This is a genomic window from Sulfurimonas sp. (assembly GCF_034005705.1).
Lineage (GTDB): Bacteria > Campylobacterota > Campylobacteria > Campylobacterales > Sulfurimonadaceae > Sulfurimonas.
The window spans coordinates 1-25,844 of the sequence record NZ_JAVEUF010000009.1; the positions used below are offsets into that span (position 1 = coordinate 1).

Genomic DNA, 25,844 nt, shown 5'->3' on the forward strand with positions numbered 1-25,844 from the left:
ACAAAAGAGATGAAGAGTATTTTAGAGAGCGTAGTGGTTATCGCTTTGGTTTCAGTATTGTTTATGGGTTCTATGTACATGTTAAAACTAGGCATTAACTATATAAACTCATTCGATATGGATGAAAAAATAGAGGCGTTTGCAAATCAAAAGACGCTCCTTTGCTCAACAGGCATTGCCAATAACCAAAAGATGCTTGTGAGTAAAAACAGCAACTGGGAGATCTATAAAAAGGAGTACTTTAAAATAGATGATATGCTCTTAGAGATTAGACTTTGCAGAGTAGAGGATGAGAGCGAGTAGAGGTTAATATAGTTGTCGTAATATTTTTTACTTCGGTATCAAATCATGTAAAGAGACATCTAAAACACGGGAAATTTTTAAAAGCTGCTCTAGACTAAAATGTTTGTCGTATTTATAAAGCTCGGCTTTTGCAATGTGTCCAACAGAGTTATGACCTATAGCTAGTGCTAACTGCATTTGAGAAATCTTTTTTTCTTTTCTTGCATTTTTGACATTTTTCCCAATATTTCGATAGAAATTTTCTAGTTCTGCTGGAGTCAAATCATTCAAAATATGCATAATGTCCTATAGGTAAAGTATGTATAAGTTTATAGTTGTTAGAATTGTTTTGAAATGTTCTATAGAACATTAAAGGTATTTTTTTTGTAGACTTGCAGTAAAAAAATAAATAGGAATCTAAAATGGCACTTTCAGAAGAAGATAGACTTTGGATTGAAGAGAAGAGAAGAAAGATTGAGAGAGAAGAGCGTGAGCTAAAGAGAAGAGGCATTATCCCTTATACAGAAGATGAGCTTGAAGAGATTAATGCTAAAAGAGCAGAAATGCGTGAACAAGCTGAACTTAATGCTGAGGCTATTAAGAAAGCGGGAGCATTTAAAAGAGGGCTTACTACAACTACTAGATTTAACCCTGCTACGGGATTGCCAATGATCGGTGAGTTTGATACTTCAGGTTGCTCTTGGGGGCACGGCAATTAGCCATTATTGATTTAAAAAGAAAAGGTTTAAAAATGATTCGTAAACTTATATTAATTATCCCAGCATTAGTTTTTGCTTTTGGAAATAAGCAGCAGTATGAAATTGATAAAAAAGCACAACAGATAGGCTTTTCAAAAATATTTTATGAGGACAAGTATGGGGCATTTAATTCAATGGTATATGATAATAGTAATAATATTATAATTGCCGGTGTAAATCGCAACTCCATTGTGCTAAAAATTGATGAACATGGTAATCAATTATGGGAAAAACGATATGGGGATAGATTTAGTTCAGCAGAATACATTGAAAAAGCCTCTAAAAATACATATATTCTTATGACAAGCATACAGGGTGACAAAATTGGAACTCAAGTATTACTTATTGATACATATGGCAATCTTAAGGGTGAATCTTTCTTTCCTATTATTTTGCAACAAGATTCTAAAATCAAGCAAACAAAAGATAAAGGATTTATCTTAGTTAGTGGCTACAATATAATTAAAATAAATGCCAATGGTTTTGAAGTGTGGCATCAAAAGTACAAAAGTATAGATTTCCATGAAAATTTAGATTTTAATGATTTTATAGAATTAGATAATGATGAATATCTTTTTATTGGCAAAAAATGGATAAAGAATAAATACGAAGAAAGAAGCGCATATATGATGAGAACTGATAGTAAGGGCAATGTTACATGGAATAAAGAGTATCCAAGCATAAAAGAATTTCAAAAAATTATAGTAAAAGAAAATGAGTTTGTTCTTATGGGAAATACACCGTTACAAGTAACAATAACTAAAATGGATAAAGAAGGAAATATTATCTGGAATTATACACGCATAGATGATACAAATACTTTTGGTCGTGATTTTATATTGAATCAGTCTGGTAATCTTGTAGTTGTTGGAAAAGAATATGTTTCGGATGTCAAATCTTATTTAATGATATTTGAGTTAACTAATAATGGCGAACTCCTATGGCAGAATAGCTACGGACTTGGTCTTGGAAAAGATACTGCTACTGCGATCTTAGAAGTATCAGACGGATATATTATGTCTGGAGAAATTAATACTACTGAGTATAAAGAAAATGAATTTGGTTTGTTCCCAGTCACAGAACGTGCTTGGATATTTAAAGTCAACAAGCAGGGTGTTTACCGTGATTAATGGAAAAATATTAAATCATTAATAATAAACTACCAATAAAACATTGGAACAATAACTTTTTAAAAATAGCTTTTCAATATTTAGTATTAATTCAATAATTTGTTAATAGATAAAAAATATAATAATATTGTTACCAAAAAACTAGAAAATAAAAATGCGGTTTCGTGAGATTGTTCATTTTGTGTGAGCCTATGTTAAAACGGTCTCCATATTTTTAATATTAATTATTGAATCATATCTGAAGCCATTTTTGAGCCTTTTAAATAGTTCATTGTTAAGTATTTTGTTACTGTATTAGGATCTGAATGTCCAAGTGCACCACTCATATAGATCGCATCTATGCCTTGCTCTGCCATTGCTGAGACCATAACATTCCTTGTATAGTGCATTGTAAACCATTCTCCTATAGCTTTTTTTAATTTTGCTGTTTGTTTTTTTGCATCACAAAGTCGATGACCTGGATTAACTGGGGATTCAAATACCCATCCAATGTTTTGTTTAAAATCTTCTAAACACTCTTTGACATTAGGTGGCAAATATATTTTTTGTTCTTCGCCATTTTTTGTAGTCGGTAGTACATAGTAGTCATGATCGAATGAGATATGTTCCCATTTTAAGTTCATGACTTCACTTTTACGACGGCCTTGAAGAGCGAGAAGAAAGAACGCTCGGTAATATGGATCATCTTTATATAGCTTCATTATGGCGTTATATATGACTCTTAATCGATCGGATGCATTGACAACGATTTTTTTGGATGGCGATATAGCAATTTTAACTTTACGACAAGGATTATGTGTTGTAATTTGGTTAGCCTCGGCAAGATTAAAAGCTGGACTTAATACTTCTATGATTTGTTTTGCTGTTCGAGGACTGTCTCCATTAGCAATATTTTCATTGACAAGTTTTTGAAGATGTCGTTGAAATACACTCTTTGCAAGTTTTTTCCCTATTTTTGGCTTTACTTTACGGTCGTAATAAGATTTACGATTTTGTTTATAAGTGCCTTCTTTCATAGATTCAAAGTAAAGTTGAACTATATCATCAATAGTTGCATTATCGGAGATGTTATCTTTTTTTTGTTCTTTGAGCTTAAATATTGCTTTTTCTGCATTATCAGTCTTTGTGCGTTTGTCCCAAGTTTTGTCTGAGTAGTCTATAATACCTCGATATCTTTCATTATCATATTTGAATGAGTAGTAAAAACGCTCATAGCTTTTATTGGCATAAAGACCAGGTTTAATTTTGTTTGGAAATTCTTTTGTATTAATCGCCATGGTTGCTTCCTATAAATTATGGGTGGCACTTTGGGTGGCACTTTTTTCGGAATTATTATATATTAATAAGATTTAAAAAAAAATATACATTCGTAATATACGGGCTTTTGGCATCGATATGAATCTTAAGGAACATAAGCCCTCTTCGCTCATAACGGAGTGGTCGAGTGTTCGAGTCACTCAGAACCCACCATTGTTAAACTCCCTTACCAACGAACTTTCAAAGACTTTTTAAAAGAAAAATCAAACAATCAAAAAACACCATGCCCCACTTTTTGCCCCACTTTTAATAATTGCCCATATATTTTAATTATTATATTAAAGTTCCTTTAAAGGGAATTTTAATATAATAACAACATGAATATTATCAGTAAAAGAACTTTAGTAATGTTTTATGAGAAACATTCTGATGCTAAGACTGCATTAGAGGTTTGGTATTCGGACGCAAAAAAGTCCACATGGAACACGCCAGATGATATTAAAAAAATATATGCAAGCGCATCTTTTTTAAAAGATAACCGTGTAGTTTTTAATATCAAGGGCAATGATTATAGGCTGGTAGTCCATATTGACTACCCTCGTAAAATCATTAGAGTTAAGTTCATAGGAACTCATAGCCAGTATGATAAAATAAATGCAGAGGAGATATAAGATGTTATTAAAACCTATAAGAAATGAACAAGAGTATGATATGGCTTTACAAGAAGTTGATAGATTGATGGAACTAAATCCACCACTTAAAAGTAAAGAGAGTGATAAGCTTGAAGTTTTAGTATTGTTGATTGAAAAATATGAAGAAGAAAATTGGGCTATATCTGAACCCGACCCTATCGAAGCGATAAAAATAAGAATGCAGCAAATGAATCTCAAGCAAAAAGATTTAGTACCTTATATTGGAAATAGAAGTAAAGTCTCTGAACTTCTAAATAGAAAAATTTCACTTTCACTTTCAATGATTATAAAACTTGCTAGTGGGCTGCATCTTCCGCTTGAAACATTAATTCAACCGCCAAAGAGAGCTTAGTTCTTAACCTAAGATCCGCGCAGCCTGCGGCTGCCTTTCCTCTTTTTAACTGTCACGGTATTGCAACAGCTACTTTTAAACAAATTCGATTATCTCCTCTATTCAACATTGTTCTGATTATACATTCACATTCATCAAACTTATATACATATTGAAATTTAATTCCAAAACGAAATACTATCTTCGTTCCTCCATTTTATAATCCATTTATCTTAAAAATTTACCAATAAGGTAGCAAAGGATATTCAGATGAGTTTATTTGCCACAAACGGTACATATTCAAAAACGACTGAGACATGGATCATAGCAGCGGTAGTGTTCAACATGGCGCTTGGACTCTTTTCTACGGCCGTAGAGGTAATACTGCTGGATTATTTTGTGACCACTCTCTTAGAGCCTGCTGTGCAGGTAAAAGATATGTTGGGCATATTTTATAGCGCACTTAGATAAAACGAAAATTTGTAGGCTCTACGAGCATACTTAAAGAGGCTTTTTTAAAGGGGAAAACAATGGAAATAACAATTATTGAGGCTATTTCACCAATAATACTCATGGCTATAGGCTTAGTGCTTATAGCATTTGAGACTTTCGTTATGAGCTTTGTGCTTATCTGGTTTGGAGTGGGATTTTTTACGGTCGGCATACTTAGCCATCATTTTACGTTTAACGACGGCATCTGGCAGCTAGCAACTGTCTCTATTGTCTCAGTGCTTTTGCTTTTTCTGTTGCGTATGAAATTTGTAAGATACTTTTTAGAAGACGACATGAGGGATGATTTTTGGTCGCAACATTGATGAAAGGCAAAAATTGAGTAAAATAATTTTCAATATGCTACAATCAGCGACTATTTCACAACTAAGAGCTTAACATGACACTTGTCTCGATCATCGGAGATTTTCACTCCTCAATACTCCCTATCTTTCATCATTTCAAAGATGAACTTGAAAACCATGTCGTAGTCTATGATGACTTCAGACATGATGTTTTGCAGGCTAAAAAGATAATGCGCGGTACAAAGCACTTCATAGAGGAAAAAAACCTTCCCATCACAACATACACCAAGCAGATAGATGAGGATAGTTACGATGCCATAAAGGGCTTGGCGGAGTATATTTTAACTTTTGCCAAAGAGAACAAAAAGATACTCATAAACATAACGGACGGGCTTGCAGGCGTGGCATACGGACTTGCAAAAGAGCTAAAGGACAAAGATGTATCGTTTCTTTCGTATGACAGGTTTGACAACACATATACACTTTTGAATGATACAAGTATGAGCAAACCAATTGCCGTAAGCAGTATGAATATCACAGACCATTTAACTATGAAAAACATACTCATAGAGAGCATGCAAGATACTAAAAATGCTCTGGAGTACAAAGATGAGATATCATCTCTTTTTGATGAGTATAACGGTATGCACGCACGTTATATCAAAGAGCAGAGTGTTCCTGCGTTTGTGAGGACGACTCCAAAAGGATTTTTGTTTGAGCTTTATATCTACAATCTTCTTAGCGGACTCAGTTTTGATGACATCGCTCTTGGTGTCAAGGTAAAAGACTATTATGTGGATGATGACTATTTTACAAATGAGTTTGATATACTCATTATGAAAAACAACCATCTGCATATGATAGAGTGCAAATTCAGAGATGATTTTGACCAGCGTAAAACAGCAAACTTCATCTACAAGCTCGACTCTATCAGAAATACGCTCGATGATGATGCGCTTATGCTTTTTTTGACAGACGATGAGGTCTATGACCCTGAAGCTGATGCCATAAAAGAGGATAGAAATGCCCCATACAAAAGAGCCAACGCAAGAAGAATCTTTCTTAGGGGCTCGCCAATAGGACGCACAGGACGCTTTATAAGAGATGTTGACTCCATCTTCTCGCTAAACACTCCGGACATAGATTCGCTCTCGCCGCAAAGTTCAATAAAACCTACCAAAGCAGATGAGTTAAAAGAAGAGTTAAATCAGTTTTTACGCACGCATCTCTTGATAGAGATAGACTTTTTCAACAAAAAAGAGCTGCTTCGTCTGCTCAATTATAAAATAAATTATCGTAACAATGCCAAAGTAAAAGAGTCGATGGAAAATGAGCATCTAAAGACAGTCATACGATTTCTAAACAAGATGAAAAGTGAGTCGGATATTCATTTTATTTATAACTATTTTTTAAAATATAAGGCAGAGATGTAGCGTTTGTACACCTATTTGCATGAAATAATAAAATGTGATAATTATATTTCATTTTAAAGATTGTTTAATATTTGCACAGTTAAAATCTTTGAGAATTATTAAACAAAATTATTATGTAGGTGTTTTATGGTAAAAAAGGATTATGACAGAGCCCTCTTTCGCTTTGTAGGTATTCTTACAAAGCTCTCAGATGACACAAGACCTACCACTCAGGAACTTGCCGAAGAATACTTTGTCACTGCCCGCACTATTCAAAACGACCTCAAACGTCTTGGCATGATGCACTTTCCCATTACAAAAGACAAAGAGGGAAGACATATGTTCGAGAAGGGTTTCTCGCTAAACAAGACAGTGCTCAGCAAAGATGAGATGATCTTTTTAAGCCTTGCGCTAGAGCAGTTCAATGATGTGGATGACATTGACAAGATCCAAGAGCGCATCTATTGCAAACTTTTTCAACAGCAGGTTGTCAATCCATACTTTATAAAGTACGAACAGTTAGAAGACATCGACATAGATTCGCCCCTTATCTCGGAGCTTGAAAAACTCATAGAGCTTAGTGAAATCACTACCATTGAGTTTAGCGAACGTACAACTACTCTGGAGCTTTATAAAATAGCTGCTTTTGAGGGATTTTGGTATCTCTTTGCAAAGGATTTGAGCGATAACAAAACAAAAGTATTCAAGCTCTCAGCTATCCGCAAACTCATTCCGACAGGAAAATATCATAAAACCCCACATTCCAAAATAGAGCAGATCCTTGACAAAGTTCACTCTGCATTTTTTGAAGACGGCAACTCGTTTACTGTACGCATAAAAGTAGATGAACCAGTCGCAAAATACTTTAAGGCGCGTAATTTTTTACAGACGCAGACCATAGAGCGTGAAGCCAAAGACGGCTCACTGATCGTAAGTTTTGAGATAAGCCACGACGAAGATGTGGACAACCTCATAAAATCATGGCTACCGCATGTCGAAGTGCTTGAGCCTCTTAGATTTCGTCAAAAGATTTGCGACGAGCTAAAAAGTTATGTAAAGAGACTTGAGGCGAAATGATATGTTCGTGCGGTGGGTGTAGAGTTATGAGTATTGAAAAATTAATAAAAAACTAAATGGGGTAGAAATTGAATAATTGGAAATTTAGTACAGAATGTGACACTTATCAATTGAACATGTTAAAAATGCCAAATGCAGTAGCTGATATTTGTCATATAGAAGAAGAGGGTAGTGATTTTACAGAATCTTTAAAAGAAACAAATATAATTGTTAATAATAGTGAGAATAATGACAGAACTACAGAAAAAGTTTTGTCTCCTATTGAAAAATTAGTAAAATATGTGCAATCACCAGTTCGTGAAGACAATACAGATTTGATAAATTCTTTAATTGATTTAAGTGGATCTTTGGAATCCATAGGAGTTGAAGCTCACGAATTAACTTCTATATTAAATGAAACAGAAAAAGCTAGGCTAAAATTATTAAAAGATAATTTGAAAGTTGGTTTAAGTGAAAAGCAATTCCCGATTGGTTATGCAACTCTCGAGTCTATTCAACCGACAGCTTTTATTTATAAGCCTTTGTCTGTATTGTCTCAAAAACTAGAAAACTTTACAAAAAATTTAGAAACAATAAGTGAGACATATGCGGACACTAAAATACTTTACAATGAACTTAATACTCTTGGTAGCATAGATATAAAAAATTATGTTTTGACAAAACAACAAAAAATGGGTTTTTATAAACTTGTAATGAATGACGATAGACTTTCAAGAGCTGAATTAGACTTGCTTATAAATTTTATGAAAAGTTCAGTTTTTGCAAATTCAAAAGCACTACAACAACGAGAGATGTATTATAAAAATTTTTCTTCTGATAATGAAAGCTCTTTTCCAGATATCACACCACTTCTAAATGATGTCAAAACACTACAATCAAAATTGGCTATGCGTCTTGAAGAGATGCCGGAACTGCTCAATAAAGAAGAAAAAAAACAGTTGCAACAATTTTTACCTGCACTTGATGAATATTATAAAGATCAAATAGCTGCTTTTAGCGGCGGAAAATCTTACTTACCCTTAGCTAAAAATTTACAAAATATGCAGAACGAAATTAAGAAAAACCCTGTTGCCAGTAATATTTTAGAGCACAGCGAATCCTTGGGTTTTACGATGCAACGGCTTTATATGCTTCACTGGGTAGCAGAAAGCTTAATGAAAAGAAAGTACAACAGTACATTAGGAACGTCCTTAGGACTTTATGCTAAAGAGTATCCGGATAAAGCAGATACTTTTTCTTTTTTACGCAATGCAGTGAATTTTCGTAACGACGTAGCACACAACGGAAAACTTTGGAGCCCTGAGGACTTTGAAAACCATATTAAAACCTATGAACAAGGTATCCCACTTATTGCAAAAGAGCTTCAAATTGATCTTGCAAAGTTTGATTTAGAGAAAGTGCACAGACCACTTAATAAAGAAGAATTAAAAACATCAATTCTCGAAAAATTTGATGTTGGTGCTTTTATTCTCAATAGTATAGATAAGAAACTTTTAAAATCACCATGGAGTGAAAAACATTGTAGACTTAAAGAGCTTTTCAATATTTTAAATGAAAAAAACATTTCTGTAGAAAAAATTTTAGAACTTGATTCACATAGATTTATTAATTTTTATAACAGTAAAAAAGATAAACTGGAAATATTTACAACTTTTAATAACAGTTTTTTCTTAAATGCTTTTGCAAAAAAATATTTTTCATATGACTCCTTTAATAGTTTAGTAGATAACACCACTTCAGTACAACAAAATTCTCAACGAGATAAAATTCACGGGTGGCTTTTTAAGCTTGCAATGCTTGAAAAAGAGAATAAAATGGACTATGATACTTTAGGAAAAATACATGATTTAAAAAAGGAATTAAATGGATAGTGTATTACAGCAGACAATCAAAAATATCGTCTCCAGAATCGATGCTATCGAAAATGAACTCGAAAAACATAAAAAAAGAATTACCGCAAACACTTTAGATGTACTAGATCCAAAACTATATATTAAAGGTAAGTTTGTACATTTTCACGAGGAGAGTCAAGCTTTAGAGATTTTAGTTAATGGAGAGTATAGATATTACCCTTTAAGTGCTTATTATTCGAGCCACATACCTTTTCCGGATAGTACTGCAATTATTTTTTCAGAGATTTATAGTGATGGTGCTTTGCCAAAGATAATGGCTATTTCTCAAGGTGAAATGCAAAAGTTTGCTAGCCATCACTATTTTATTTTTAAAGGCATCAAAAAAACACAAGCGATTTTTTATTCAAAATTCTTAGGCTATCTCTATCTTTTAACCCCTTTAGCTGTGCTTGAGAACCACACTATTAAAGTAGATGATAAAGTGAAGTTTCGGGAAATAAACTACGGGGTTGTCAAGTATTTTATTCCAGAGATTGATACAAATGTAGTAAAGCAAAATAGACTAGCAATACTGCAAAATTTTTAACTATTACAAGGAGCACAAAGCATGCTAGGTTTTTCAAATAAGTACATACAGGGACTTTTCATTTTACTTTGTTTTGGAGTTTTTATTGTAATTCCATCAATCAGCCCTGAAGAACTTGGTTTTACAATTCCATATATTTATGAATGGAATGAAAAAATGCAGTATGGAATCATTCACTGGAATTCATTATTTTTTGTCGGTATTACTGCTTTTGTTTTATGGCTTTCTATAGAAAAAGATATTAAAAAAGCAAAAAAACTTCATTTAAACAAAAGAAATGGTTTTATTGAAGCGGAAAATAGTTTCGAATCTTTTTTCGAAAACACAATTACTTTAAATGACCTTGTTGAAAAAAGTAAACAAAACCATGTTGTCGATAAAATTTTACACCTTTTAGGTCACGGTGCAATAGAAGACGATCTTGTTTTAGGTACACAGAAAATTTACTTAAATATTGCAAGCTCTTATAGCAAATTGAAAAATGACTATGAATACCTTTCTACAGTAATGCCGATTATAGGAATGGTAGGTACCGTTGCTGGACTTTTGATGATGTTTGCTGAACCAACTCAAGCTGAAGATTTTGAAAAAAAATTTGCAGGACTAAGTATAGCTCTGTCTACTACCCTCTATGCTTCATTATTTACTATTTTATTGTTTAAACCTAATGCAAGAAGTGTTGAACAATGGCAAACAGATCTTGATGAAGATTTTGAAAATCTTGCGATTTCTGTACGAAAGTTTTATCACAAAGTGAACCTTTTAGAGCTTACAGATTTACAAAATCATCAAAATAATCAAGAGTCTAATGATGAAACTGAAAAATAAAACTAGACAAAATTGTAAAAATCAGGATTTATGGCTTACAAGCTATGCTGATTTAATCAGTGCTATCTTTGCCGTTATGGTTTTGTTTGTCTCATTTTCCAAATTAGATTTGGAAAAATTTGATATGGTACAAAGAGTAATGATGGAGAAAACTAAAAAAGAATTTTCTCAATTTTCAACACTAGAACAAATCAAGCAACGTATAACAAAAGTAGCCAAAGAAAATAATCTTGAAGATAAAATTTCTGTCACACTCGATAAAAATGGTTTAATTGTAAGTTTTGCGTCAGCTGCACAATTCAAAAGCGGTTCATCAAAATTACTAAAAGATAAAATTGGACTTATGCAACCAATATTTGATGAAATTATTAAAGAAAGCAAATATAGATACATCGATATTTCTGGTTATACAGATGATGTCCCAGGAGACAAAGTCACGAATTGGGAACTCTCTGCTTTAAGGGCATTAAGTATTCAAAAATACTTGGAAGAAAAAGGACTTAATAACAAAAATATACGACTGCTTGCAAATGCTGAAAATCAACCTTTAGTAGATTATCGCAATAAACAAAGTGAAGAATTAGCTAAAGCAAGAGAAGCAAATAGGAGAGTAAGCATTATTATAAGAGAAGCAAAGTTTAGCGATTTAGAAAGTATGAAGGGACACAAGTGAAAGAGTTTTTAAATCACATATATATACAAACAGGTTTGATTATCATTGCGATCATGGGATTACTAGGGGATTACATAGAGTATAATCTAATATATGCTATAGCTATTGTAGTTGCATTTATAGCTATAGGGCTTGCATGGCTTAATATTCGAAAAGAGCGAAAATTTTATATCCAAGAAAATATTCCTATACCTCTAGTTATCCGTGTTGATTCTAATAAATCTCCAGAACATATTTTTGATAATCTTGTCCAAGATATTGAAAAAAAATACTCTTTAAGTGATTTAGAACAAAATTTAAAAAAATATCTTAATATTGTTAGAGAAGAATTAATCTTTGAATATACTGGAGATATTTATAATAAGAGTAGTTTGATTAGTTTTATCCAGATAATTAGTTATCAACTTAATAAATTGCAACAAAACGCTAAAGGTCGAATTAAGTTTCATCTTGCTTATTATCAAAGGCCTTCTGTTGGTTTTCTTATAGGACAAATATTTGAATTAGATGGTCTTGTCATATACCAAAAAAATCCAGATAGTGATCATTTTGATGAGGTGGCTACAGTAAAAGATAGAAATTATAAAACTATAGTTAGCACCTTTACTAAATTTAAAGTTAGTGAACAAATACTAGATACTTTTGATAACACTGTTTTAGTCACAATAAAAGCTTCAAGTCACGACATAGCATTACATGCCAGTAGTCTAAAACCTTACAAAAATATTATAACTTTACATGCAAATCATAGTGGGACCATCACTCTTGATGAGGATTGGATACTATATGCGCGCGAAATTTTTACTGTTTTAAATAAATTACAAAAAAAGTATAAAAATATAACGATAGCTCATGCAATGCCTGAGTCTATAGCTATTTTAGTTGGTATGGCTATAAGTAATTATTTACCAATTCAAATGACTCAATATGAAAAGGGAGAATATGTTCATTTTATCAAACTCAATGAAGTAAAGTGTTATTTTTAATTTACTCACAAATCTTTAGTTGTAAAAACTTTACATAGAGTTCTTAAATCATTTTTATCTATTTGTTTAAAATAAACACTTAGCTCTATCTAGGAGAATAGTTAAATATGACAAGTCTCGCCCCATAAATGCAAAAGCTAAACAAAATAATACAAATCCAATCTTATAAGTCGTTATAAAGTTTTGAATAAAGTCGTAAATTGAATAGAGTAATTGCATCACAACAGTTACTAATGCTGCAAGTTGAAATGTAAGAGCCAAACCAAAAATTATTAATAAACCAGATAGAATAACATTTGTTTTTCCTGAAGCAAAATTATTAAATACATTAAATAAAAGATAAGATGAAATGATTAAAAATGGTAAAACAGGGAAATAATCCAATACTAATGATTCTAGAGTGATATTTTTTCCATTAAGATATTTAATAGCATCTTTTATTGTATATTTAAATTTTAGATATTGATTTATTAAGTATTTATTTTGATGCATAGCTTGATTTCTTTCGTGTGCCACCCAGCGAAGTCTATTATATCGTCCACCTAACAATCCTCTTTTATACTCTCTATACTCATAATCTTCATCAAAATCTTCTTGTGAATAGACTTCAAAGCTTTTGATTTTATCACTTAAGCTTGCTCCTCTTGCTCCCACTCTTTTTAACTCATCTTCTAATTCCTTTGTAAGTTTTAATACTTCCATAGTTTCTTTTAATTCATCTCTGAAAAGCATGATTTTCCTCTTTATAACTAATTGTATTTTGCGTAACTATAGAGAATTAAAAATCCAATAATTATTGTAAAACTTATAGTAAAGTAAGTCTTATATCCGACGCGATTTTTAATTTGATCATATATCAAATATATTGCGGTAACCATTAGCAAGGCACCACCTAACATGAATAGGTTATAAAAAAATATAGCACCAACAACAATATATAATAAAGTTATCATTCTGCTTAGCCAAACAAATATTTTTATTCTAGTTAAAACTAAATTTTTTAAATTTTTTTTAATTTTCTTTGCTTTTGCTATTACAATTTCTTCATTTTTTATTTCTGGGTATCCGTGAACTGCCTTATTTCTTAGATCAGCAAGAAAGAAAATATCTTTTAATAAATCTTCTGAAATGATACTCCTTAAACTATACCCCTTTTCATACAGTCCTTTTCCAGATGCACCTAAACTTTCTAATATCTCTTCCATTTGCTTCGTGAGAAGAAGCAATCTAGCTAAGCCTTTATAAATAATTAACTCTTTATTTTTTAATAACAGCGCGGTTTGGAAAAAGGCGATACAAAATAAAAAAATTATTGAGAAAAATAAAATAAATAACTCTTGATTTATATTAATATTTCGTATTAAAATCATTATAATTCCTAATGGAAGTAATATTAAAGCTAGTTGTGAGTATGAATTATGCATCAGAAACAAAAAAAAGACGCCATTGTTAGCTTTGAATCTCCGTATGTAGCCGCGATTTAATAAAATCATTTTTTAAAAACCTTTTTTTTAAATAAATCTAGATTAATTTTATATACTGTGTCGTTAAACAAAAATTAATTTTAGTATATTCTAAATTATAAAATATATTTATGTTTCTTTAACGATCAAAGTAAGAATATCAGATATTTAAATTAATTAATAGCTTTGCTTCTATATTTTATACTTATAGGCAGTAAACGAAATAGCAGGTTCGTTGCATTTATGTATAAAAGGGGAGTGTTTAAAAAGTTTTAAATAGGGCGGTATGAAATGGAGACTATTTTTTATATTTTTATCTTCCTGGCTATAGTAGGCAGTGTCATTGATGATGGTTCAGATGATGATTGCGATGGACTTGATGCTTATTTGGACCCTTGTTGTTTTGAGTACTGGGTCTTTGGACCCGGCTCAAAGGATGATTATATATAAAACAAAACGAAATGTACGCTTCGTTTAGTTCCTATAAACTTTTTTCTGTAAAAAACTAGAAAAAAGGATCTGTTATGGAAGCAGTTTTTGAGTTTATAGGTATAGTTTTTCAATCAGTTGGATCTCTCGGCGATAAGACAAGAGCGGCCGTGCGTGAAGGTGTGACTTTCATAGAAGACCCCTTTTTGGCATTTTACCTCGCAGCGTTGATCAGCTCATCTATGTTCTGGCTGATACTCAAGGTGACAATATTTAGATATCAGTCATACTGGGAGTTTTTTGGTAATTTTAACTGGCTTGTTTTTTTGTTCACTGTTTTTATCTATATCGCAGGTTCATATCAACACTCGATTGCAAAATCAGATATGACATTTGTTAGCGTTGCCATTATTTTGTACCATGCTTATGTAACATTGATGGGTGCAGGAATTAAAGGTGTTATTGAGGAGTTTAAGTCATGAAGAGATACATATTGAGCGCAGTATTTCTAGCTGCTATCCCTCTGGTTGTTTCTGCCAAAGATGGCAACTGGCATATCGCCATAAAAGAGGGTTTTGTATCGACGGATAAGGCGACTTATTTTGAGGGTAAAGAGAGCATGAGCAATACGGTAGGCTCGGGTGGAAGAAGGACAGAGCTGGAGATTGGCGGTGTTTGGAGAGTTTACAGAGCCTCTACGCCTCTTTACTCAAAAGCGTTTGCTTACACATGGAAGCATGATGATGCCAAAAACGATGAACGTGGCTATGGCATAGGTCTTAGCGGCGGTTTTACAAGCGGTGACTTTACATATTCACTGGGCGGCAAAATTGGCGTTGGAGCGCAAAAGACTGAGGGCAAGAGCTTTATGACGCAAAGCGGAACATCCAACGTCTCATATATATTTAGCGGCACTTCTCAAGCCACAGAAGCCCTCTTTACAAAAGATACGGATGTTGTCGAGATAGCTCTGCTTTTGGATTTGGCTTACGCTTTGAGCAAGAACATAAGTGTTCATCTTGGAGTCGGTTACATTATGGACACGTACAGCTTCTCTTACACTCTTGCAAACGGCGGAGCTGTTCAACTTTCAGGTGTAGTGCAGGATAATTACCAGGCTACTCTCGGACTCAATTTTGAGTTTTAAAATATTTATGAACGAAATATACGCTTCGTTTTGTATCTATATACTTTTAGACGTAAAATAAAAAAAAAGGGTTTAAAACCCAAACAAAGGATTTAAATGTTAAAAAAATTAGTCACATCAAGCCTTTTGGCTCTGTCGTTGGCGTCAAGCCTTGCAGCGGACAATTATGTTTATGTAGGTGCATCAAAAGCAGATATGATGGAGGATCAGTCTCCGACTATCTTTAGTGTCGGTTACGGTTTTAGCAAAGTGTTTCGCAACAATGTTATGGTTGGGTTTAGCACATCGTACCATCAGGGCGATTTTAAGAACTACAGTGGCTCTGACAGCTCTTGGTTTAACGGTATCGGGGTTGATTTTCATTTAGGGTACAGCCCGACAAAGCCGCTTGAAATTTACGGTATCGCAGGTTATCAGGTGCAAGCAATCAGCTCAAGCACATCGGCAGGCGGGTTTGGCTATGGGGCAGGGGTCTCTTACAAGGTGTTTGAACATATCGCACTTGCCATGGAGTACAGAACATACGATATGGAACTTTCAAGCTTGAACATCAACTATGACTACAGCACGATGGATGCGCTTATCCGTTATGTGTGGTAAAATCTCCATAAACAAAAAAGGCAATAAAATGAAGTTAAAAAAGCTCTTTAATGCTGCAGCTATAGCTATTTTATTTAGCGGGTGCGGCACTTTACTATTAGAAACAAATGTAAAAATGACAAAAAGCGTCTGGCTGAAACCTGCTGAAAAAGAGAAGCAAAGCATCTATGTTTCGCTTAAAAACATAAGCCAAGAGAATCTTGAGATTTTACCTATGCTAAAGAGCAGACTTGAGGAAAAAAATTATGTCTTGGTTGAGAACTCAAATGGTGCAGATTATATACTGATGATAAATATCTTGTTTGCAAATAATCTCAAAGAGGCTTATGCCATTAAAAATGCTGCCGGTGTCGGTATAACTACGGGTATTATTGCAGCAGCATCAAGTTCCAATACAAGAGATTCTCTACTCATAGGCGCTACAGCGGCATTGGCAACTGGGCTTGTAACAAAAGCTCTTGAAGATAAAACATATAGAGCTGTTGTGGATGTGACGGTTGAAGAGAAAAGAGAGGATGCCGAAGCTTTAAGCGAAGTAATGGGGCAGGGGTATAAAACGCACCAGACAAGAGTGTTGGCAGAAGCTGTACAAACTCACTTAAAACTTGAAGAAGCACTTCCGGTTCTCTCCGATAAAGTTGCTACTCAAATCTCTAATATATTTTAAAATAGGAGAAATAAAATGTTAAAAAAGATCACTGTAATTGCCTCCATAGCTGGAGTTTTACTATTTAGCGGGTGCGGTGCAAAACCAAAAGCATTACTAAAAAACCATAACGATAATTCACTTCGTGCCAATATATTTATCAGTAACGGAATAGGCGTTCCATCATGGGCGGCAAATGAGACTGATGCTTTTAAAAGCGCGCTAGAGGTTGCTGCTGTAACAACACTGCAGCAAAACTACAAATATTTTGCATTCTTTAGCCCAAAAGAGATATCAAACTTGGATGGTTCTTTATCAAATACTCCAGAGGAGATACTTGAAAAATGTTCACCTAGTGCTTTGCTGGCGCTTCATGTTCCAGGTACTGGAGGATTGCACAAGTGCGGTACATACAACACAAAAGCAAAACTTGGCATTCAGATGTTTAATGAAGAACAGTTGAATTTTACGGTGTTTAATGCACAGGAAGTTATTGACTACATGAAAGAAAAAGGTTTGTATGAAGGTCTTGAAGTGGACGTTGAAGTGTTGAATTAAATTTGCTTTATATGGGAAGATGATACAATTTAAAGCTATAAATATATCAAAAAATGATACAATAAGGTCATGAAAACAGATCAAAGCGCAGCTTCTTTAGAAAATAAATTAAAATGGATATGGCAAAGTGATAACTTTCCAAATTTTATTTATGATAATGTCAATCTTGAGAGTCTGACCTATAAGTTTGGTCAGCTTAAGATGGTAGAGAATTTTATGAATCAGAGTGATTCAAATGAATTACTACTTGAGGTGCTTCTTGATGAAGCAATAGCCACTTCAGCAATTGAAGGAGAGATACTTCAAAGATCTTCTGTTCGCTCATCTATAAACAAACTTTTGAAACTAGGCCTTGAAGATGACTATAGCTATACCGCTCAGTCTGACAATCTTATAGAGATACTTATAGATGCAAAAACAAATAAAGAGCCGCTAACGAAAAAAAGATTATCTGCATGGCACAAAGCACTTTTTCCAACCGGAAGCTCAGGTCTTAGAGATATTGCGATAGGAACATACAGAACAAATAGTGACGATATGCAAATTGTTTCAGGGCCATGGGAGAGAGAAAAAATCCATTTCGTAGCACCACCCTCAAAAATAGTGGAAAAATTAATGGATGATTTTCTAGAATGGTTAAACAAAAGAGATGAACAAAACAGTATATATAAAGCTATAGTAGCTCATCTTTATTTTGTACTCATACACCCATTTGATGATGGAAATGGAAGGATTGCCAGAGCTATCACAGACTATGTACTAGCCCAAACAAATCTTGCCAATGCAAATTTCTACTCTATATCAACGATAATTTACAAAAATAGAAAAGAGTACTATGAAGTGCTTGATAATGTATGTAAACAGACTGATCAAGATATAACGATATGGATGCAGTGGTTTGTAAAGCTGCTTGAAATCTCTATCGATGAAACCCTTCAAAAAGTTGAAGTAGTACAAACAAAAGCAAAATTTTGGGATAAACATAGAGATACACAACTCAATGATAGACAAAAAAAAGTGATACTAAAAATGCTCTCATATCTTCCGGAGAAATTTGAAGGCGGTATGAGGGTAAATAAATATATGAGCTTAACAAAATCCCAAAGACTCACAGCTAGTAGGGATATAGCAGATTTAGTTCAAAAAGGAATCTTTGAGAGTTTTGGAAAAGGTCGGGGTGTATATTATGAACTTAAAATATAAGGTGTTAACTGAATAAGTTTCTGTCTATATAAGCGGGGACATTCCAGCACAATATCTCATTAATACTAATCCTAAGTGCCAAATGTTATAGACTAATACAATATGTTTACAAATTATTTAAAATATGTTAATATACATTTACATTTAATAGGCTAAGGCATTCATATGAATTTACAAATACTCTTTGAAGAGCAAACAAAACTTCTTCATAAAATCAGTTTAGATAAAAAAAGATATCTCTATGGCAAAATAAACTGGAGTTTAAAATCGATAGGTATTTTAGGGCAAAGAGGACTTGGAAAAACAACTATGATGTTGCAATATATCAAAGAAAATTTTACCAATAAAAATACGGCACTTTATGTAAGTTTGGACAATCCATATATGCAGTCAGTCTCCCTTTTTGAATTTGCCAAATATTTTGAGCAGCATGGCGGCGAAGTGCTTTTTGTGGATGAAGTGCATAAATATGAAGATTGGTCAACACACATAAAAAATATCTACGATACGCTAGAACTGAAAGTCGTTTTTTCAGGCTCTTCCATACTTCAAATCTCACAGCAAAACAGTGATCTCTCAAGAAGAAGCATTATTTACACTTTAGAAAATCTCTCTTTTAGAGAATACCTTGAGCTTCTTGATATTTATAAGTTTGACAGCTTTACACTTGAAAATATTTTAGAAAATCATATAGCTATAGCACAAACTATAACCGAGCATATTAAGCCGCTTATGCACTTTAAAGAGTATCTTGAGTATGGAGCTTATCCGTTTATATTGGAAGACAAAGAGGTGTATCATCAAAAAATCATCCAGATGATTAACCTCATACTTGAAACAGATTTACCACATATAAACCACATAGATATTTCACAAATAGCAAAACTAAAAAAACTGCTCTACCTGCTTGCTACAAATGTGCCGTTTATTCCAAATATCACAGATATCGCAAAAGCTACAAATATCTCACGGCCAAAAGTGTATGATTACTTAGAATATCTAGAACGAGCCAAAGTAATCAACAGTATAAAAAGCAAAGAAAAAGGCTACAACATTATGGCAAAACCCGAAAAACTTTTTATGCAAAATACTAATATCTCTTATGCCATTACTGCCAGTTTAGATACTGGGAGTGCGAGGGAGGCTTTTTTTGTAAACCAGATAAAAAATGCTCTATCCTCACAAGCAAGGCTTTTAGATGATAGGATTTTTAGTGCAAAAAAAGGCGACTTTTTGGTGGATAACAAATACACTTTTGAAGTGGGTGGCAAAAATAAAGATTTTTCTCAAATCAAAGATATAAAAAACAGCTATCTTGCTTTGGATGATATAGAAGTGGGATATGGTGCGAAGATTCCGCTTTGGCTTTTTGGCTTTTTGTATTAAAAATTTTAAGTTACACACAAGACTATAACGATTTTGGTAGTAGTTGGAGTGTTTAGAATTATCCATCTTTAAGGTGGCACAGATACAAACAAAAGCAAAATTTTGGGATAAACATAGATATACACAACTCAATGATAGACAAAAAAAAGTGATACTAAAAATGCTCTCATATCTCCCAGAAAAATTTGAAGGCGGTATGAGGGTAAATAAATATATGAGCTTAACCAAATCCCAAAGACTCACAGCTAGTAGGGATATAGCAGATTTAGTTTAAAAAGGAATCTTTGAGAGTTTTGGAAAAGGTCGTGGTGTTTATTATGAACTTAAAATATAAGTTTGATTTATCAAATTTATTAAATATATTGTCAATATTAAAGCTGCCTAAAAAACAAAACTTAGGGTGAAGATGCTGTCACCATATTGCTACAAAAAGCGGTTATCTGCGGTTACATTAAAATTTAAAATCCCTATTTTTAGGGCTTTTGAGAGATATTTTTGGCTCTCATAACTGAGTGGTCGAGTGTTCGAGTCACTCAGAACCCACCACTGTTAAACTCCCTTACCAACGAACTTCCAAAAAACCAAACTCTTTATTGTTTCTTTCTATAATGCGACATAAAGTAGTTAAATGAGTGTTTTAAGGCTTTGCTTGTCAGCTCTACAAACTCTTTTACCTCTTTAAAGTTCTCTTCGGTCTTATTTGAAAGAGTTTCAAATTTTGTGTGCGCATCATTATAAAGAGTCTCAAGCTCTTTTGCACCTATGTCAAACTGTTTTTTAGCTTCTTGGCTTAGATGCGAGCTTGCCTCTTTTATCTTATCTATCTCTTCTTGGAACTTAACGAGCTGTTTTTTAGCCTCTTCTAGTATCTCTTCTTTTTTCATAGCACTATACCTTTTTATTGAGTTATCTTAATTATATAGCAACTCTCTTAAAAAAATATTTTTGTTATTGCTATTTGTTTTAAGTTTTTTTATACAAGATGATACAATTGCATCATGATTAGAAAAAAACTTATAAACATCGTTATGGAGTGTCGTGAACTCTTTTTACAAGGTTATCACACAGATAAGCGCGTGCAGTATAAAGGCACGGTTGATCTTGTGACCGAGTATGACGTGGCTATTGAGAAGCGTTTGGGCAAAAGTCTGCAAGAGGCATTTCCAGACTTTGAGATAATCGGGGAGGAGAGCGCAAAGGAGATCACGTATCCTAAAAAAGCGATATATATCGACCCTATTGACGGCACTACAAACTTCATTCACTCCTTGCCGTTTTGCGCTATTTCTGTCGGCATCTGGGAAGAGGGTAGAGCCATCGCAGGTGTGGTTTACAATCCGGTTTTGGATGAGTGTTTCAGTGCAGAGCGTGGCGGCGGCGCATACTTGAACGATAAGCACATCTATGTATCAAAGCAGCATGATTTTCAGCAGTCGCTCATAGTTACCGGATTTCCTTACACCAAAGTTACAAAGGGAGAAGATTATGAGTGGGTGCTTCGCACAATGGCAAATCTTCTTCCCGTAACCAGAGATATCCGCAGAACAGGCTCTGCTTCGATCGACTTGTGCTACGTTGCATGCGGAAAGTTCGAGGCCTATTACGAGTGCAACCTAAAACCGTGGGATGTCGCGGCAGGTATATTGATAGTAGAAGAAGCGCAAGGAAAGGTCTCAAATGAAAAAGGTGAAGAGTATGCTCTTGGTGAGCATATTATTTTAAGCTCTAACGCATTTGTTCATAATGAACTGCTAAAAAACATCAGAACAGAGCAGAGACTTTTGGACTAATATTGATTTGGTACCATCCTGTAGCCTACAGCATAGATACTCTCAATAGAGTTTTCAGGAAGCTTTTTTCTGAGCTTTGATACCAGCTTTCTTATATTTACAATATCTAGATTTTCATTAAGTTCGCTGTAGTGATTTGTTATATCCTCGTTTGAGTGTATCATACCTATCTTGTCGCTAAGAAGCTGCAAAAATATGATCTCATACTTTGTCAATGTAACCATGCTTCCATTCACAAGAAGTATGTTAGTGTCCTTGTTAAATGTAGAAGAACCGTTGAGTTTTACTATCGACGTGTTTTTGCTTACAACCTCTTTTGTGTTTGCTGCTGTGAGTTTTTTAGACGCGTTTAAAAGAACCTTCAATAGATCCTGATAGTCAATGGGCTTCTTTATGAACTGCTCAATGCCGAGGTTGATTAACGGAAGCAGGTATTTGGTATCATCATATGCAGAAACGATGATAACTATCTGGTCAGGGTTGATGTTGTAAATGCTCTCAACAAGCTCAACGCCGTTAACGCGCGGCATCTGAATATCCGAGAGAATGATATCGTAGTATTTGGACTCTTTTAGATAGAACTCTTTATACTTTCTTATGGCCTCTTCACCGTTAGTAGCACTGTGAACCTGATCGAAAAAGGTTTTTAGAATCTCTCTTGTATTGTCCCTCAAATCATCATGATCCTCAGCGAAGAGGATAGACAAACCCTTTGTATGCGTTAATAACTCTTTAGAATTTAGCATGTTAACCACTTTTTGCGTTTTTTTGATAAAATAATTATATCTTTTATTTTACAGAATGTTCAAGAAAATAAGATATTATTTTAAGAAAAGAGAATAAATGAAACTTATAATTAACGGTGACACGAAAGAGTTCCCCCAAAACGCAACCTTAAAGAGGGTTATTGAAGAACTTAATTTAGATGGGAAAGTTATGGCAGCGGCCGTAAATATGGAAATAGTAAAACAAAACAAGTGGGATAGCTGCGTATTAAAAGATATGGATAAATTAGAGCTGCTTGATTTTGTCGGCGGAGGCTGATTCTATAGCCACTACCGCGATGGCGTACTCTCCGTCATGAGTTATTGAGAGACTGACATCTTTTATGTTGAATTTATTTAAAAGTTTTTCCGAGAGCTTCAGGTTTGGAGCCCCGCTTTTTGTTTTGTATATGAAGATATCATGAAAACCGCACTCGGAACCTATTCCTACTCCAAGGGCTTTTGAACAAGCCTCTTTTGCAGCCCAAAAACCAGATGCGGTCTTGTAGTTTTTTACAAGTCCGATCTCTTCTTCACTAAGAAACCTCTTAAGAGCCTTTTTGTCAAAACGCTCCATCAAATCTCTCATACGAGATGTTTTTATGAGGTCTATGCCTATCATCTACTGTATGACAAACTCTGTAAAGTATACGCTTCTTACGCTTCCGTCAGTTATCATAGAGTTTAGAGTGTCTACGATCTGCTCAGAGACTTTCTGCTTCCCTTTTTTAGAAGAGATCTCTTCTAGAGTCTTGGATGTCAAGATCCTGATAATTCTGTCTCTAATAACGGGAGATTTGTTATCAAGCTCAATACTCAACTCTTTCCCGTCAAGCTCAAGGGAGAGAGTAGCTTTTAGGTAGCGGCGGCCTGCATCGCTCTTTAGGTTTACGGTAAAAGTATCAAGCGGGTACAAGATGCCTATCTCGCTTAGTTTTCTGGAAACCCCTTCATCAGATTCTCTGGCAGCTCTGTATGAAGTGTTTTGCTGCTGCATTTGAGGAGCTGCTTGTTGTACATTTTGAGAACTGTCATCCTCGCTTAATAAAAGTACAGTTACTATCGCACCGCCGATGACAATAAGTACCAAAACAGTAATGATAACGATCATTAACAGTTTATTGGACTTCTTCTTTTCCTCTTTGCTATCTTCTCTGCTCTCTTCGTCAGCCATGATTCTTCCTTGATTTTTTATTTTGCTAGTATATCAAAAAAAATATTATTTTATAAGCAACTGCTATTAATCACAAATAGTTATATTCAGAGCTTTTATGATCTCTTCAAAAATTGCGCCTGCTTCGCGATCTATGTCGTCTTGGTACTCTATGACTACAACTTCTTTCTTGTTTGATATGTTACAAGTATATGTTTCGGGCTTTGTTCTATATTTTGAAGTTATCTCATCAATCGTTGAACAGACAAGTTTTCCTTCCTCTTTTCCCTCATATGCGATTGACAACTTTGCAAATTTCTCTTCGCTTCTTACTTTAGCATCCATGTTGTAGTGGTTTCCTTATTTTAATTTTTTTAGATTATACAATGAATAGGTTAAAACAGATTTTAATAGATGAACAATCAGTACCACTCCAGCAGTTTTGTAACTTCATCGACAACAAATGTTTTAATGTTTGACTTCTCAAGAGGCTTTTTGGAGACCAGCGCTTTTGAGATGTTTTGCATGCTCGCTTCCCTTAGTCTTACATCCATTCCGTATACGTCTCTTACGTCTCCGACAAGAGATACTTCGCCTATGAAAACTGTCTGTTTTGAGATGGCGCGGTTTCTAAAGCTGCTGATGATTGCCGCCAAAATTGCCAAATCCGCAGAAGTCTCGCTTATTTTGATGCCACCCGTGATGTTTATAAATACATCATAGCCCGAGAGAGGGATCTCCAGCTTTCTCTCTAAGAGTGCTAGGAGCATATTTAATCTATTTGTATCAAAACCGGTAGCTTGTCTTTTTGAGTTTGGAGTGTGAGACTCTGAGACAAGTGCCTGAACTTCAAGTATAATAGGGCGAGAGCCCTCCATGATGACCGTCAAAGCGGAGCCTGCCTGCTCTGAGTTGCGATTGAAAAAGCGTGATGCGACATCGGTGGCGGAAACAAGTCCGTCGCTTCTCATCTCAAAGACGCCTATCTCGCTTGTGGGGCCAAAACGGTTTTTGAACCCTCTGAGGATTCTTAGCTCCTGAGAGGAGTCACCCTCAAAATAGAGAACCGTATCGACCATATGCTCCAAAACTCTCGGCCCTGCTATAGAACCCTCTTTGGTTATATGTCCTATGATGAAGATAGCTATATTCTTATCTTTTGCTATTCGCATCAGCTCAAAAGTTATCTGTCTTACCTGCGTGACCGAACCGGGAGCAGATGATATGTTTTCAGAGTAGAGCGTCTGAATGGAGTCGATTATCAAAAAGTCGTAATCTCTATGCTCAAGCTCGACTAATACCTGTTCAAGCCTTATCTCGCTAAGAAGATAGAGCGAGTCGTGATTCGCGCTGAGCCTGTTGGCACGAAGTTTTATCTGTCCTGCAGACTCCTCTCCCGTTACGTAAAGCACATTCTGTCCGCCTGAAGCGATATCTCCTCCTACTTTAAGAAGCAGAGTTGATTTACCGACACCCGGACTTCCTCCGATGAGTGTGAGCGAACCGGGAACGACACCGCCGCCAAGAACCATGTCAAGTTCTGCATTTTTTGAGCTGAACCTGTATATCGCCTCCTCTTTTATCTCGTTTATACTTTGTGCTTTCGCAGATGAGCCGGAAGCTGATTTTGTCTGTTTTGCTACCTCTTGCTGATGTTCGTTAAGCTCTATAAATGAGTCCCAAGCTCCGCAATTCGTGCATTTGCCCATCCATCTGGGAGTTGTAAGTCCGCAGTGCTGGCACTCAAAGAGAATCTTTTTTTTGGACATATTTTTTAGCCTTATTGAGGTTTTTAGAGAATTATACACTTATAGTTTTGAAGATATGAAATATATGACAAATTGTCATATTGTGCGTAATCTATTCGTAATAATTGATTTATACAATTCAGTTGTAAAAAAGATATCAGGAGATTAAAATGAGTAATTTGCTAACTAAGTTCGAGGCACCTGTTTTTTATACACTCTCTTTTGTCTGGGTTGGAGTGGTCGCAACCTATGTAGGAATATCTCTAATGTTGATCACAAATTCTCTTTATTAGGCTAA

At 34.4% G+C, this 25,844-nt stretch carries 34 protein-coding genes; 24 read left to right on the forward strand and 10 right to left on the reverse strand.

Annotation, left to right across the window (positions count from 1 at the left end; all coding sequences use genetic code 11):
* On the forward strand, positions 1–303 hold a 303-nt coding region (locus RBR61_RS06035; protein WP_320342806.1), incomplete at its 5' end, for a hypothetical protein.
* A 27-nt stretch (positions 304–330) separates the two neighbouring features.
* Here the strand turns inward: RBR61_RS06035 and RBR61_RS06040 are convergent.
* The gene (locus RBR61_RS06040; protein WP_294931755.1) at positions 331–582 is read right to left on the reverse strand and encodes a helix-turn-helix transcriptional regulator; all 252 of its coding nucleotides are present in this window, start codon (positions 580–582) and stop codon (positions 331–333) included.
* A 122-nt stretch (positions 583–704) separates the two neighbouring features.
* Between RBR61_RS06040 and RBR61_RS06045 the strand changes: the two genes are divergently transcribed.
* A complete protein-coding gene (locus tag RBR61_RS06045) occupies positions 705–1,001 on the forward strand; it encodes a hypothetical protein (RefSeq protein WP_320342808.1) in 297 nt (98 codons plus the stop codon).
* A 32-nt stretch (positions 1,002–1,033) separates the two neighbouring features.
* Positions 1,034–2,170 carry a hypothetical protein gene (locus RBR61_RS06050; protein WP_320342810.1) on the forward strand — a complete coding sequence of 379 codons (1,137 nt, stop codon included), beginning with the start codon at positions 1,034–1,036 and terminating at the stop codon, positions 2,168–2,170.
* A gap of 224 nt (positions 2,171–2,394) precedes the next feature.
* Here the strand turns inward: RBR61_RS06050 and RBR61_RS06055 are convergent, their stop codons facing one another.
* On the reverse strand, positions 2,395–3,447 hold the full coding sequence (locus RBR61_RS06055) for a tyrosine-type recombinase/integrase (protein WP_320342812.1): 1,053 nt from the start codon (positions 3,445–3,447) through the stop codon (positions 2,395–2,397).
* A gap of 357 nt (positions 3,448–3,804) precedes the next feature.
* Between RBR61_RS06055 and RBR61_RS06060 the strand changes: the two genes are divergently transcribed.
* The 11 genes from RBR61_RS06060 (at position 3,805) to RBR61_RS06110 (ending at position 12,659) form a co-directional block, all read left to right on the forward strand.
* On the forward strand, positions 3,805–4,098 hold the full coding sequence (locus tag RBR61_RS06060; RefSeq protein ID WP_320342813.1) for a type II toxin-antitoxin system HigB family toxin: 294 nt from the start codon (positions 3,805–3,807) through the stop codon (positions 4,096–4,098).
* Between the two features lies 1 nt (position 4,099).
* Positions 4,100–4,471, forward strand: coding sequence for a DNA-binding protein (locus RBR61_RS06065; protein WP_320342814.1), 372 nt, complete (start codon positions 4,100–4,102; stop codon positions 4,469–4,471).
* Positions 4,472–4,720: 249 nt separating this feature from the next.
* Positions 4,721–4,921 (forward strand): hypothetical protein, encoded by a 201-nt coding sequence (locus tag RBR61_RS06070; RefSeq protein ID WP_320342815.1) that lies wholly within the window; start codon positions 4,721–4,723, stop codon positions 4,919–4,921.
* A gap of 59 nt (positions 4,922–4,980) precedes the next feature.
* Complete coding sequence (locus RBR61_RS06075; RefSeq protein WP_320342816.1) at positions 4,981–5,265, forward strand: hypothetical protein; 285 nt, start codon at positions 4,981–4,983, stop codon at positions 5,263–5,265.
* Positions 5,266–5,339: 74 nt separating this feature from the next.
* Positions 5,340–6,677 carry a DUF1887 family CARF protein gene (locus tag RBR61_RS06080; protein WP_320342817.1) on the forward strand — a complete coding sequence of 446 codons (1,338 nt, stop codon included), beginning with the start codon at positions 5,340–5,342 and terminating at the stop codon, positions 6,675–6,677.
* Between the two features lie 126 nt (positions 6,678–6,803).
* Positions 6,804–7,733, forward strand: coding sequence for a WYL domain-containing protein (locus tag RBR61_RS06085; RefSeq protein ID WP_320342818.1), 930 nt, complete (start codon positions 6,804–6,806; stop codon positions 7,731–7,733).
* A gap of 68 nt (positions 7,734–7,801) precedes the next feature.
* Positions 7,802–9,604, forward strand: a complete 1,803-nt coding sequence (locus RBR61_RS06090) for a hypothetical protein (protein ID WP_320342819.1) — start codon at positions 7,802–7,804, stop codon at positions 9,602–9,604.
* Complete coding sequence (locus tag RBR61_RS06095) at positions 9,597–10,172, forward strand: hypothetical protein (protein WP_320342820.1); 576 nt, start codon at positions 9,597–9,599, stop codon at positions 10,170–10,172. Before RBR61_RS06090 ends, RBR61_RS06095 begins: the two co-directional genes overlap by 8 nt.
* A 21-nt stretch (positions 10,173–10,193) precedes the next feature.
* Positions 10,194–11,000, forward strand: coding sequence for a MotA/TolQ/ExbB proton channel family protein (locus tag RBR61_RS06100; RefSeq protein WP_320342821.1), 807 nt, complete (start codon positions 10,194–10,196; stop codon positions 10,998–11,000).
* On the forward strand, positions 10,984–11,673 hold the full coding sequence (locus RBR61_RS06105; protein ID WP_320342822.1) for an OmpA family protein: 690 nt from the start codon (positions 10,984–10,986) through the stop codon (positions 11,671–11,673). Before RBR61_RS06100 ends, RBR61_RS06105 begins: the two co-directional genes overlap by 17 nt.
* Positions 11,670–12,659 (forward strand): SAVED domain-containing protein, encoded by a 990-nt coding sequence (locus RBR61_RS06110; RefSeq protein WP_320342824.1) that lies wholly within the window; start codon positions 11,670–11,672, stop codon positions 12,657–12,659. The genes RBR61_RS06105 and RBR61_RS06110 overlap by 4 nt, the downstream gene beginning before the upstream one ends.
* Positions 12,660–12,725: 66 nt before the next feature.
* On the opposite strand, the gene RBR61_RS06115 is transcribed toward RBR61_RS06110, so the two are convergent.
* Entirely contained in the window at positions 12,726–13,391 is a 666-nt protein-coding gene (locus RBR61_RS06115) for a hypothetical protein (RefSeq protein ID WP_320342825.1), read from the reverse strand.
* 17 nt (positions 13,392–13,408) lie between these two features.
* Positions 13,409–14,029, reverse strand: a complete 621-nt coding sequence (locus tag RBR61_RS06120; RefSeq protein WP_320342827.1) for a hypothetical protein — start codon at positions 14,027–14,029, stop codon at positions 13,409–13,411.
* Positions 14,030–14,646: 617 nt separating this feature from the next.
* Between RBR61_RS06120 and RBR61_RS06125 the strand changes: the two genes are divergently transcribed.
* The 7 genes from RBR61_RS06125 (at position 14,647) to RBR61_RS06155 (ending at position 20,091) form a co-directional block, all read left to right on the forward strand.
* Positions 14,647–15,033, forward strand: coding sequence for a hypothetical protein (locus RBR61_RS06125; protein ID WP_320342828.1), 387 nt, complete (start codon positions 14,647–14,649; stop codon positions 15,031–15,033).
* Positions 15,030–15,698, forward strand: a complete 669-nt coding sequence (locus RBR61_RS06130) for a hypothetical protein (protein WP_320342830.1) — start codon at positions 15,030–15,032, stop codon at positions 15,696–15,698. Before RBR61_RS06125 ends, RBR61_RS06130 begins: the two co-directional genes overlap by 4 nt.
* 96 nt (positions 15,699–15,794) lie before the next feature.
* Entirely contained in the window at positions 15,795–16,298 is a 504-nt protein-coding gene (locus tag RBR61_RS06135; protein WP_320342831.1) for an outer membrane beta-barrel protein, read from the forward strand.
* 28 nt (positions 16,299–16,326) lie between these two features.
* Positions 16,327–16,965 (forward strand): complement resistance protein TraT, encoded by a 639-nt coding sequence (gene traT / locus RBR61_RS06140; RefSeq protein ID WP_320342832.1) that lies wholly within the window; start codon positions 16,327–16,329, stop codon positions 16,963–16,965.
* Between the two features lie 15 nt (positions 16,966–16,980).
* Positions 16,981–17,502: a hypothetical protein gene (locus RBR61_RS06145; RefSeq protein WP_320342834.1), complete on the forward strand. Its 522-nt coding sequence runs from the start codon at positions 16,981–16,983 to the stop codon at positions 17,500–17,502.
* Positions 17,503–17,571: 69 nt separating this feature from the next.
* Complete coding sequence (locus RBR61_RS06150; RefSeq protein ID WP_320342835.1) at positions 17,572–18,705, forward strand: Fic family protein; 1,134 nt, start codon at positions 17,572–17,574, stop codon at positions 18,703–18,705.
* Between the two features lie 165 nt (positions 18,706–18,870).
* Positions 18,871–20,091: an AAA family ATPase gene (locus RBR61_RS06155; protein ID WP_320342836.1), complete on the forward strand. Its 1,221-nt coding sequence runs from the start codon at positions 18,871–18,873 to the stop codon at positions 20,089–20,091.
* Positions 20,092–20,681: 590 nt separating this feature from the next.
* On the opposite strand, the gene RBR61_RS06160 is transcribed toward RBR61_RS06155, so the two are convergent.
* Entirely contained in the window at positions 20,682–20,975 is a 294-nt protein-coding gene (locus tag RBR61_RS06160) for a hypothetical protein (RefSeq protein ID WP_320342837.1), read from the reverse strand.
* A gap of 114 nt (positions 20,976–21,089) precedes the next feature.
* Here RBR61_RS06160 and RBR61_RS06165 point away from each other — a divergent pair, with 114 nt between their 5' ends.
* The gene (locus RBR61_RS06165; RefSeq protein ID WP_320342838.1) at positions 21,090–21,881 is read left to right on the forward strand and encodes an inositol monophosphatase family protein; all 792 of its coding nucleotides are present in this window, start codon (positions 21,090–21,092) and stop codon (positions 21,879–21,881) included.
* On the opposite strand, the gene RBR61_RS06170 is transcribed toward RBR61_RS06165, so the two are convergent.
* Positions 21,878–22,627: a response regulator transcription factor gene (locus RBR61_RS06170; protein ID WP_320342840.1), complete on the reverse strand. Its 750-nt coding sequence runs from the start codon at positions 22,625–22,627 to the stop codon at positions 21,878–21,880. The genes RBR61_RS06165 and RBR61_RS06170 overlap by 4 nt on opposite strands.
* A 97-nt stretch (positions 22,628–22,724) precedes the next feature.
* On the opposite strand from RBR61_RS06170, the gene thiS reads away from it, so the two are divergent.
* Entirely contained in the window at positions 22,725–22,925 is a 201-nt protein-coding gene (thiS, locus tag RBR61_RS06175) for a sulfur carrier protein ThiS (RefSeq protein ID WP_320342842.1), read from the forward strand.
* On the opposite strand, the gene acpS is transcribed toward thiS, so the two are convergent.
* The 4 genes from acpS to radA all read right to left on the reverse strand — a co-directional run bounded on the left by acpS (position 22,893) and on the right by radA (position 25,567).
* Positions 22,893–23,267 carry a holo-ACP synthase gene (gene acpS / locus RBR61_RS06180; protein ID WP_320342844.1) on the reverse strand — a complete coding sequence of 125 codons (375 nt, stop codon included), beginning with the start codon at positions 23,265–23,267 and terminating at the stop codon, positions 22,893–22,895. The genes thiS and acpS overlap by 33 nt on opposite strands.
* The gene (gene fliL / locus RBR61_RS06185) at positions 23,268–23,819 is read right to left on the reverse strand and encodes a flagellar basal body-associated protein FliL (protein ID WP_320342845.1); all 552 of its coding nucleotides are present in this window, start codon (positions 23,817–23,819) and stop codon (positions 23,268–23,270) included.
* Between the two features lie 66 nt (positions 23,820–23,885).
* Positions 23,886–24,143, reverse strand: a complete 258-nt coding sequence (locus tag RBR61_RS06190; protein ID WP_320342846.1) for a hypothetical protein — start codon at positions 24,141–24,143, stop codon at positions 23,886–23,888.
* A gap of 77 nt (positions 24,144–24,220) precedes the next feature.
* Positions 24,221–25,567, reverse strand: coding sequence for a DNA repair protein RadA (gene radA, locus RBR61_RS06195; protein WP_320342848.1), 1,347 nt, complete (start codon positions 25,565–25,567; stop codon positions 24,221–24,223).
* Between the two features lie 149 nt (positions 25,568–25,716).
* Between radA and RBR61_RS06200 the strand changes: the two genes are divergently transcribed.
* Entirely contained in the window at positions 25,717–25,839 is a 123-nt protein-coding gene (locus RBR61_RS06200; RefSeq protein ID WP_320342849.1) for a hypothetical protein, read from the forward strand.
* The last annotated feature ends 5 nt before the right edge of the window (positions 25,840–25,844 follow it).

Bases quoted from the DNA above. Each gene is read 5' to 3' on its own strand.
- RBR61_RS06085 (WP_320342818.1), top strand. From the start codon at position 6,804: ATGGTAAAAAAGGATTATGACAGAGCCCTCTTTCGCTTTGTAGGTATT.
- RBR61_RS06060 (WP_320342813.1), top strand. From the start codon at position 3,805: ATGAATATTATCAGTAAAAGAACTTTAGTAATGTTTTATGAGAAACAT.
- RBR61_RS06050 (WP_320342810.1), top strand. From the start codon at position 1,034: ATGATTCGTAAACTTATATTAATTATCCCAGCATTAGTTTTTGCTTTT.
- RBR61_RS06095 (WP_320342820.1), top strand. From the start codon at position 9,597: ATGGATAGTGTATTACAGCAGACAATCAAAAATATCGTCTCCAGAATC.
- RBR61_RS06155 (WP_320342836.1), top strand. From the start codon at position 18,871: ATGAATTTACAAATACTCTTTGAAGAGCAAACAAAACTTCTTCATAAA.
- RBR61_RS06045 (WP_320342808.1), top strand. From the start codon at position 705: ATGGCACTTTCAGAAGAAGATAGACTTTGGATTGAAGAGAAGAGAAGA.
- RBR61_RS06080 (WP_320342817.1), top strand. From the start codon at position 5,340: ATGACACTTGTCTCGATCATCGGAGATTTTCACTCCTCAATACTCCCT.
- RBR61_RS06075 (WP_320342816.1), top strand. From the start codon at position 4,981: ATGGAAATAACAATTATTGAGGCTATTTCACCAATAATACTCATGGCT.
- thiS (WP_320342842.1), top strand. From the start codon at position 22,725: ATGAAACTTATAATTAACGGTGACACGAAAGAGTTCCCCCAAAACGCA.
- RBR61_RS06065 (WP_320342814.1), top strand. From the start codon at position 4,100: ATGTTATTAAAACCTATAAGAAATGAACAAGAGTATGATATGGCTTTA.
- RBR61_RS06200 (WP_320342849.1), top strand. From the start codon at position 25,717: ATGAGTAATTTGCTAACTAAGTTCGAGGCACCTGTTTTTTATACACTC.
- RBR61_RS06105 (WP_320342822.1), top strand. From the start codon at position 10,984: ATGAAACTGAAAAATAAAACTAGACAAAATTGTAAAAATCAGGATTTA.
- RBR61_RS06150 (WP_320342835.1), top strand. From the start codon at position 17,572: ATGAAAACAGATCAAAGCGCAGCTTCTTTAGAAAATAAATTAAAATGG.
- fliL (WP_320342845.1), bottom strand. From the start codon at position 23,819: ATGGCTGACGAAGAGAGCAGAGAAGATAGCAAAGAGGAAAAGAAGAAG.
- RBR61_RS06040 (WP_294931755.1), bottom strand. From the start codon at position 582: ATGCATATTTTGAATGATTTGACTCCAGCAGAACTAGAAAATTTCTAT.
- RBR61_RS06160 (WP_320342837.1), bottom strand. From the start codon at position 20,975: ATGAAAAAAGAAGAGATACTAGAAGAGGCTAAAAAACAGCTCGTTAAG.
- RBR61_RS06190 (WP_320342846.1), bottom strand. From the start codon at position 24,143: ATGGATGCTAAAGTAAGAAGCGAAGAGAAATTTGCAAAGTTGTCAATC.
- acpS (WP_320342844.1), bottom strand. From the start codon at position 23,267: ATGATAGGCATAGACCTCATAAAAACATCTCGTATGAGAGATTTGATG.
- RBR61_RS06100 (WP_320342821.1), top strand. From the start codon at position 10,194: ATGCTAGGTTTTTCAAATAAGTACATACAGGGACTTTTCATTTTACTT.
- radA (WP_320342848.1), bottom strand. From the start codon at position 25,567: ATGTCCAAAAAAAAGATTCTCTTTGAGTGCCAGCACTGCGGACTTACA.
- RBR61_RS06055 (WP_320342812.1), bottom strand. From the start codon at position 3,447: ATGGCGATTAATACAAAAGAATTTCCAAACAAAATTAAACCTGGTCTT.
- RBR61_RS06070 (WP_320342815.1), top strand. From the start codon at position 4,721: ATGAGTTTATTTGCCACAAACGGTACATATTCAAAAACGACTGAGACA.
- RBR61_RS06170 (WP_320342840.1), bottom strand. From the start codon at position 22,627: ATGCTAAATTCTAAAGAGTTATTAACGCATACAAAGGGTTTGTCTATC.
- RBR61_RS06130 (WP_320342830.1), top strand. From the start codon at position 15,030: ATGAAGAGATACATATTGAGCGCAGTATTTCTAGCTGCTATCCCTCTG.
- RBR61_RS06145 (WP_320342834.1), top strand. From the start codon at position 16,981: ATGTTAAAAAAGATCACTGTAATTGCCTCCATAGCTGGAGTTTTACTA.
- RBR61_RS06125 (WP_320342828.1), top strand. From the start codon at position 14,647: ATGGAAGCAGTTTTTGAGTTTATAGGTATAGTTTTTCAATCAGTTGGA.
- RBR61_RS06135 (WP_320342831.1), top strand. From the start codon at position 15,795: ATGTTAAAAAAATTAGTCACATCAAGCCTTTTGGCTCTGTCGTTGGCG.
- RBR61_RS06115 (WP_320342825.1), bottom strand. From the start codon at position 13,391: ATGCTTTTCAGAGATGAATTAAAAGAAACTATGGAAGTATTAAAACTT.
- RBR61_RS06120 (WP_320342827.1), bottom strand. From the start codon at position 14,029: ATGATTTTAATACGAAATATTAATATAAATCAAGAGTTATTTATTTTA.
- RBR61_RS06165 (WP_320342838.1), top strand. From the start codon at position 21,090: ATGATTAGAAAAAAACTTATAAACATCGTTATGGAGTGTCGTGAACTC.
- traT (WP_320342832.1), top strand. From the start codon at position 16,327: ATGAAGTTAAAAAAGCTCTTTAATGCTGCAGCTATAGCTATTTTATTT.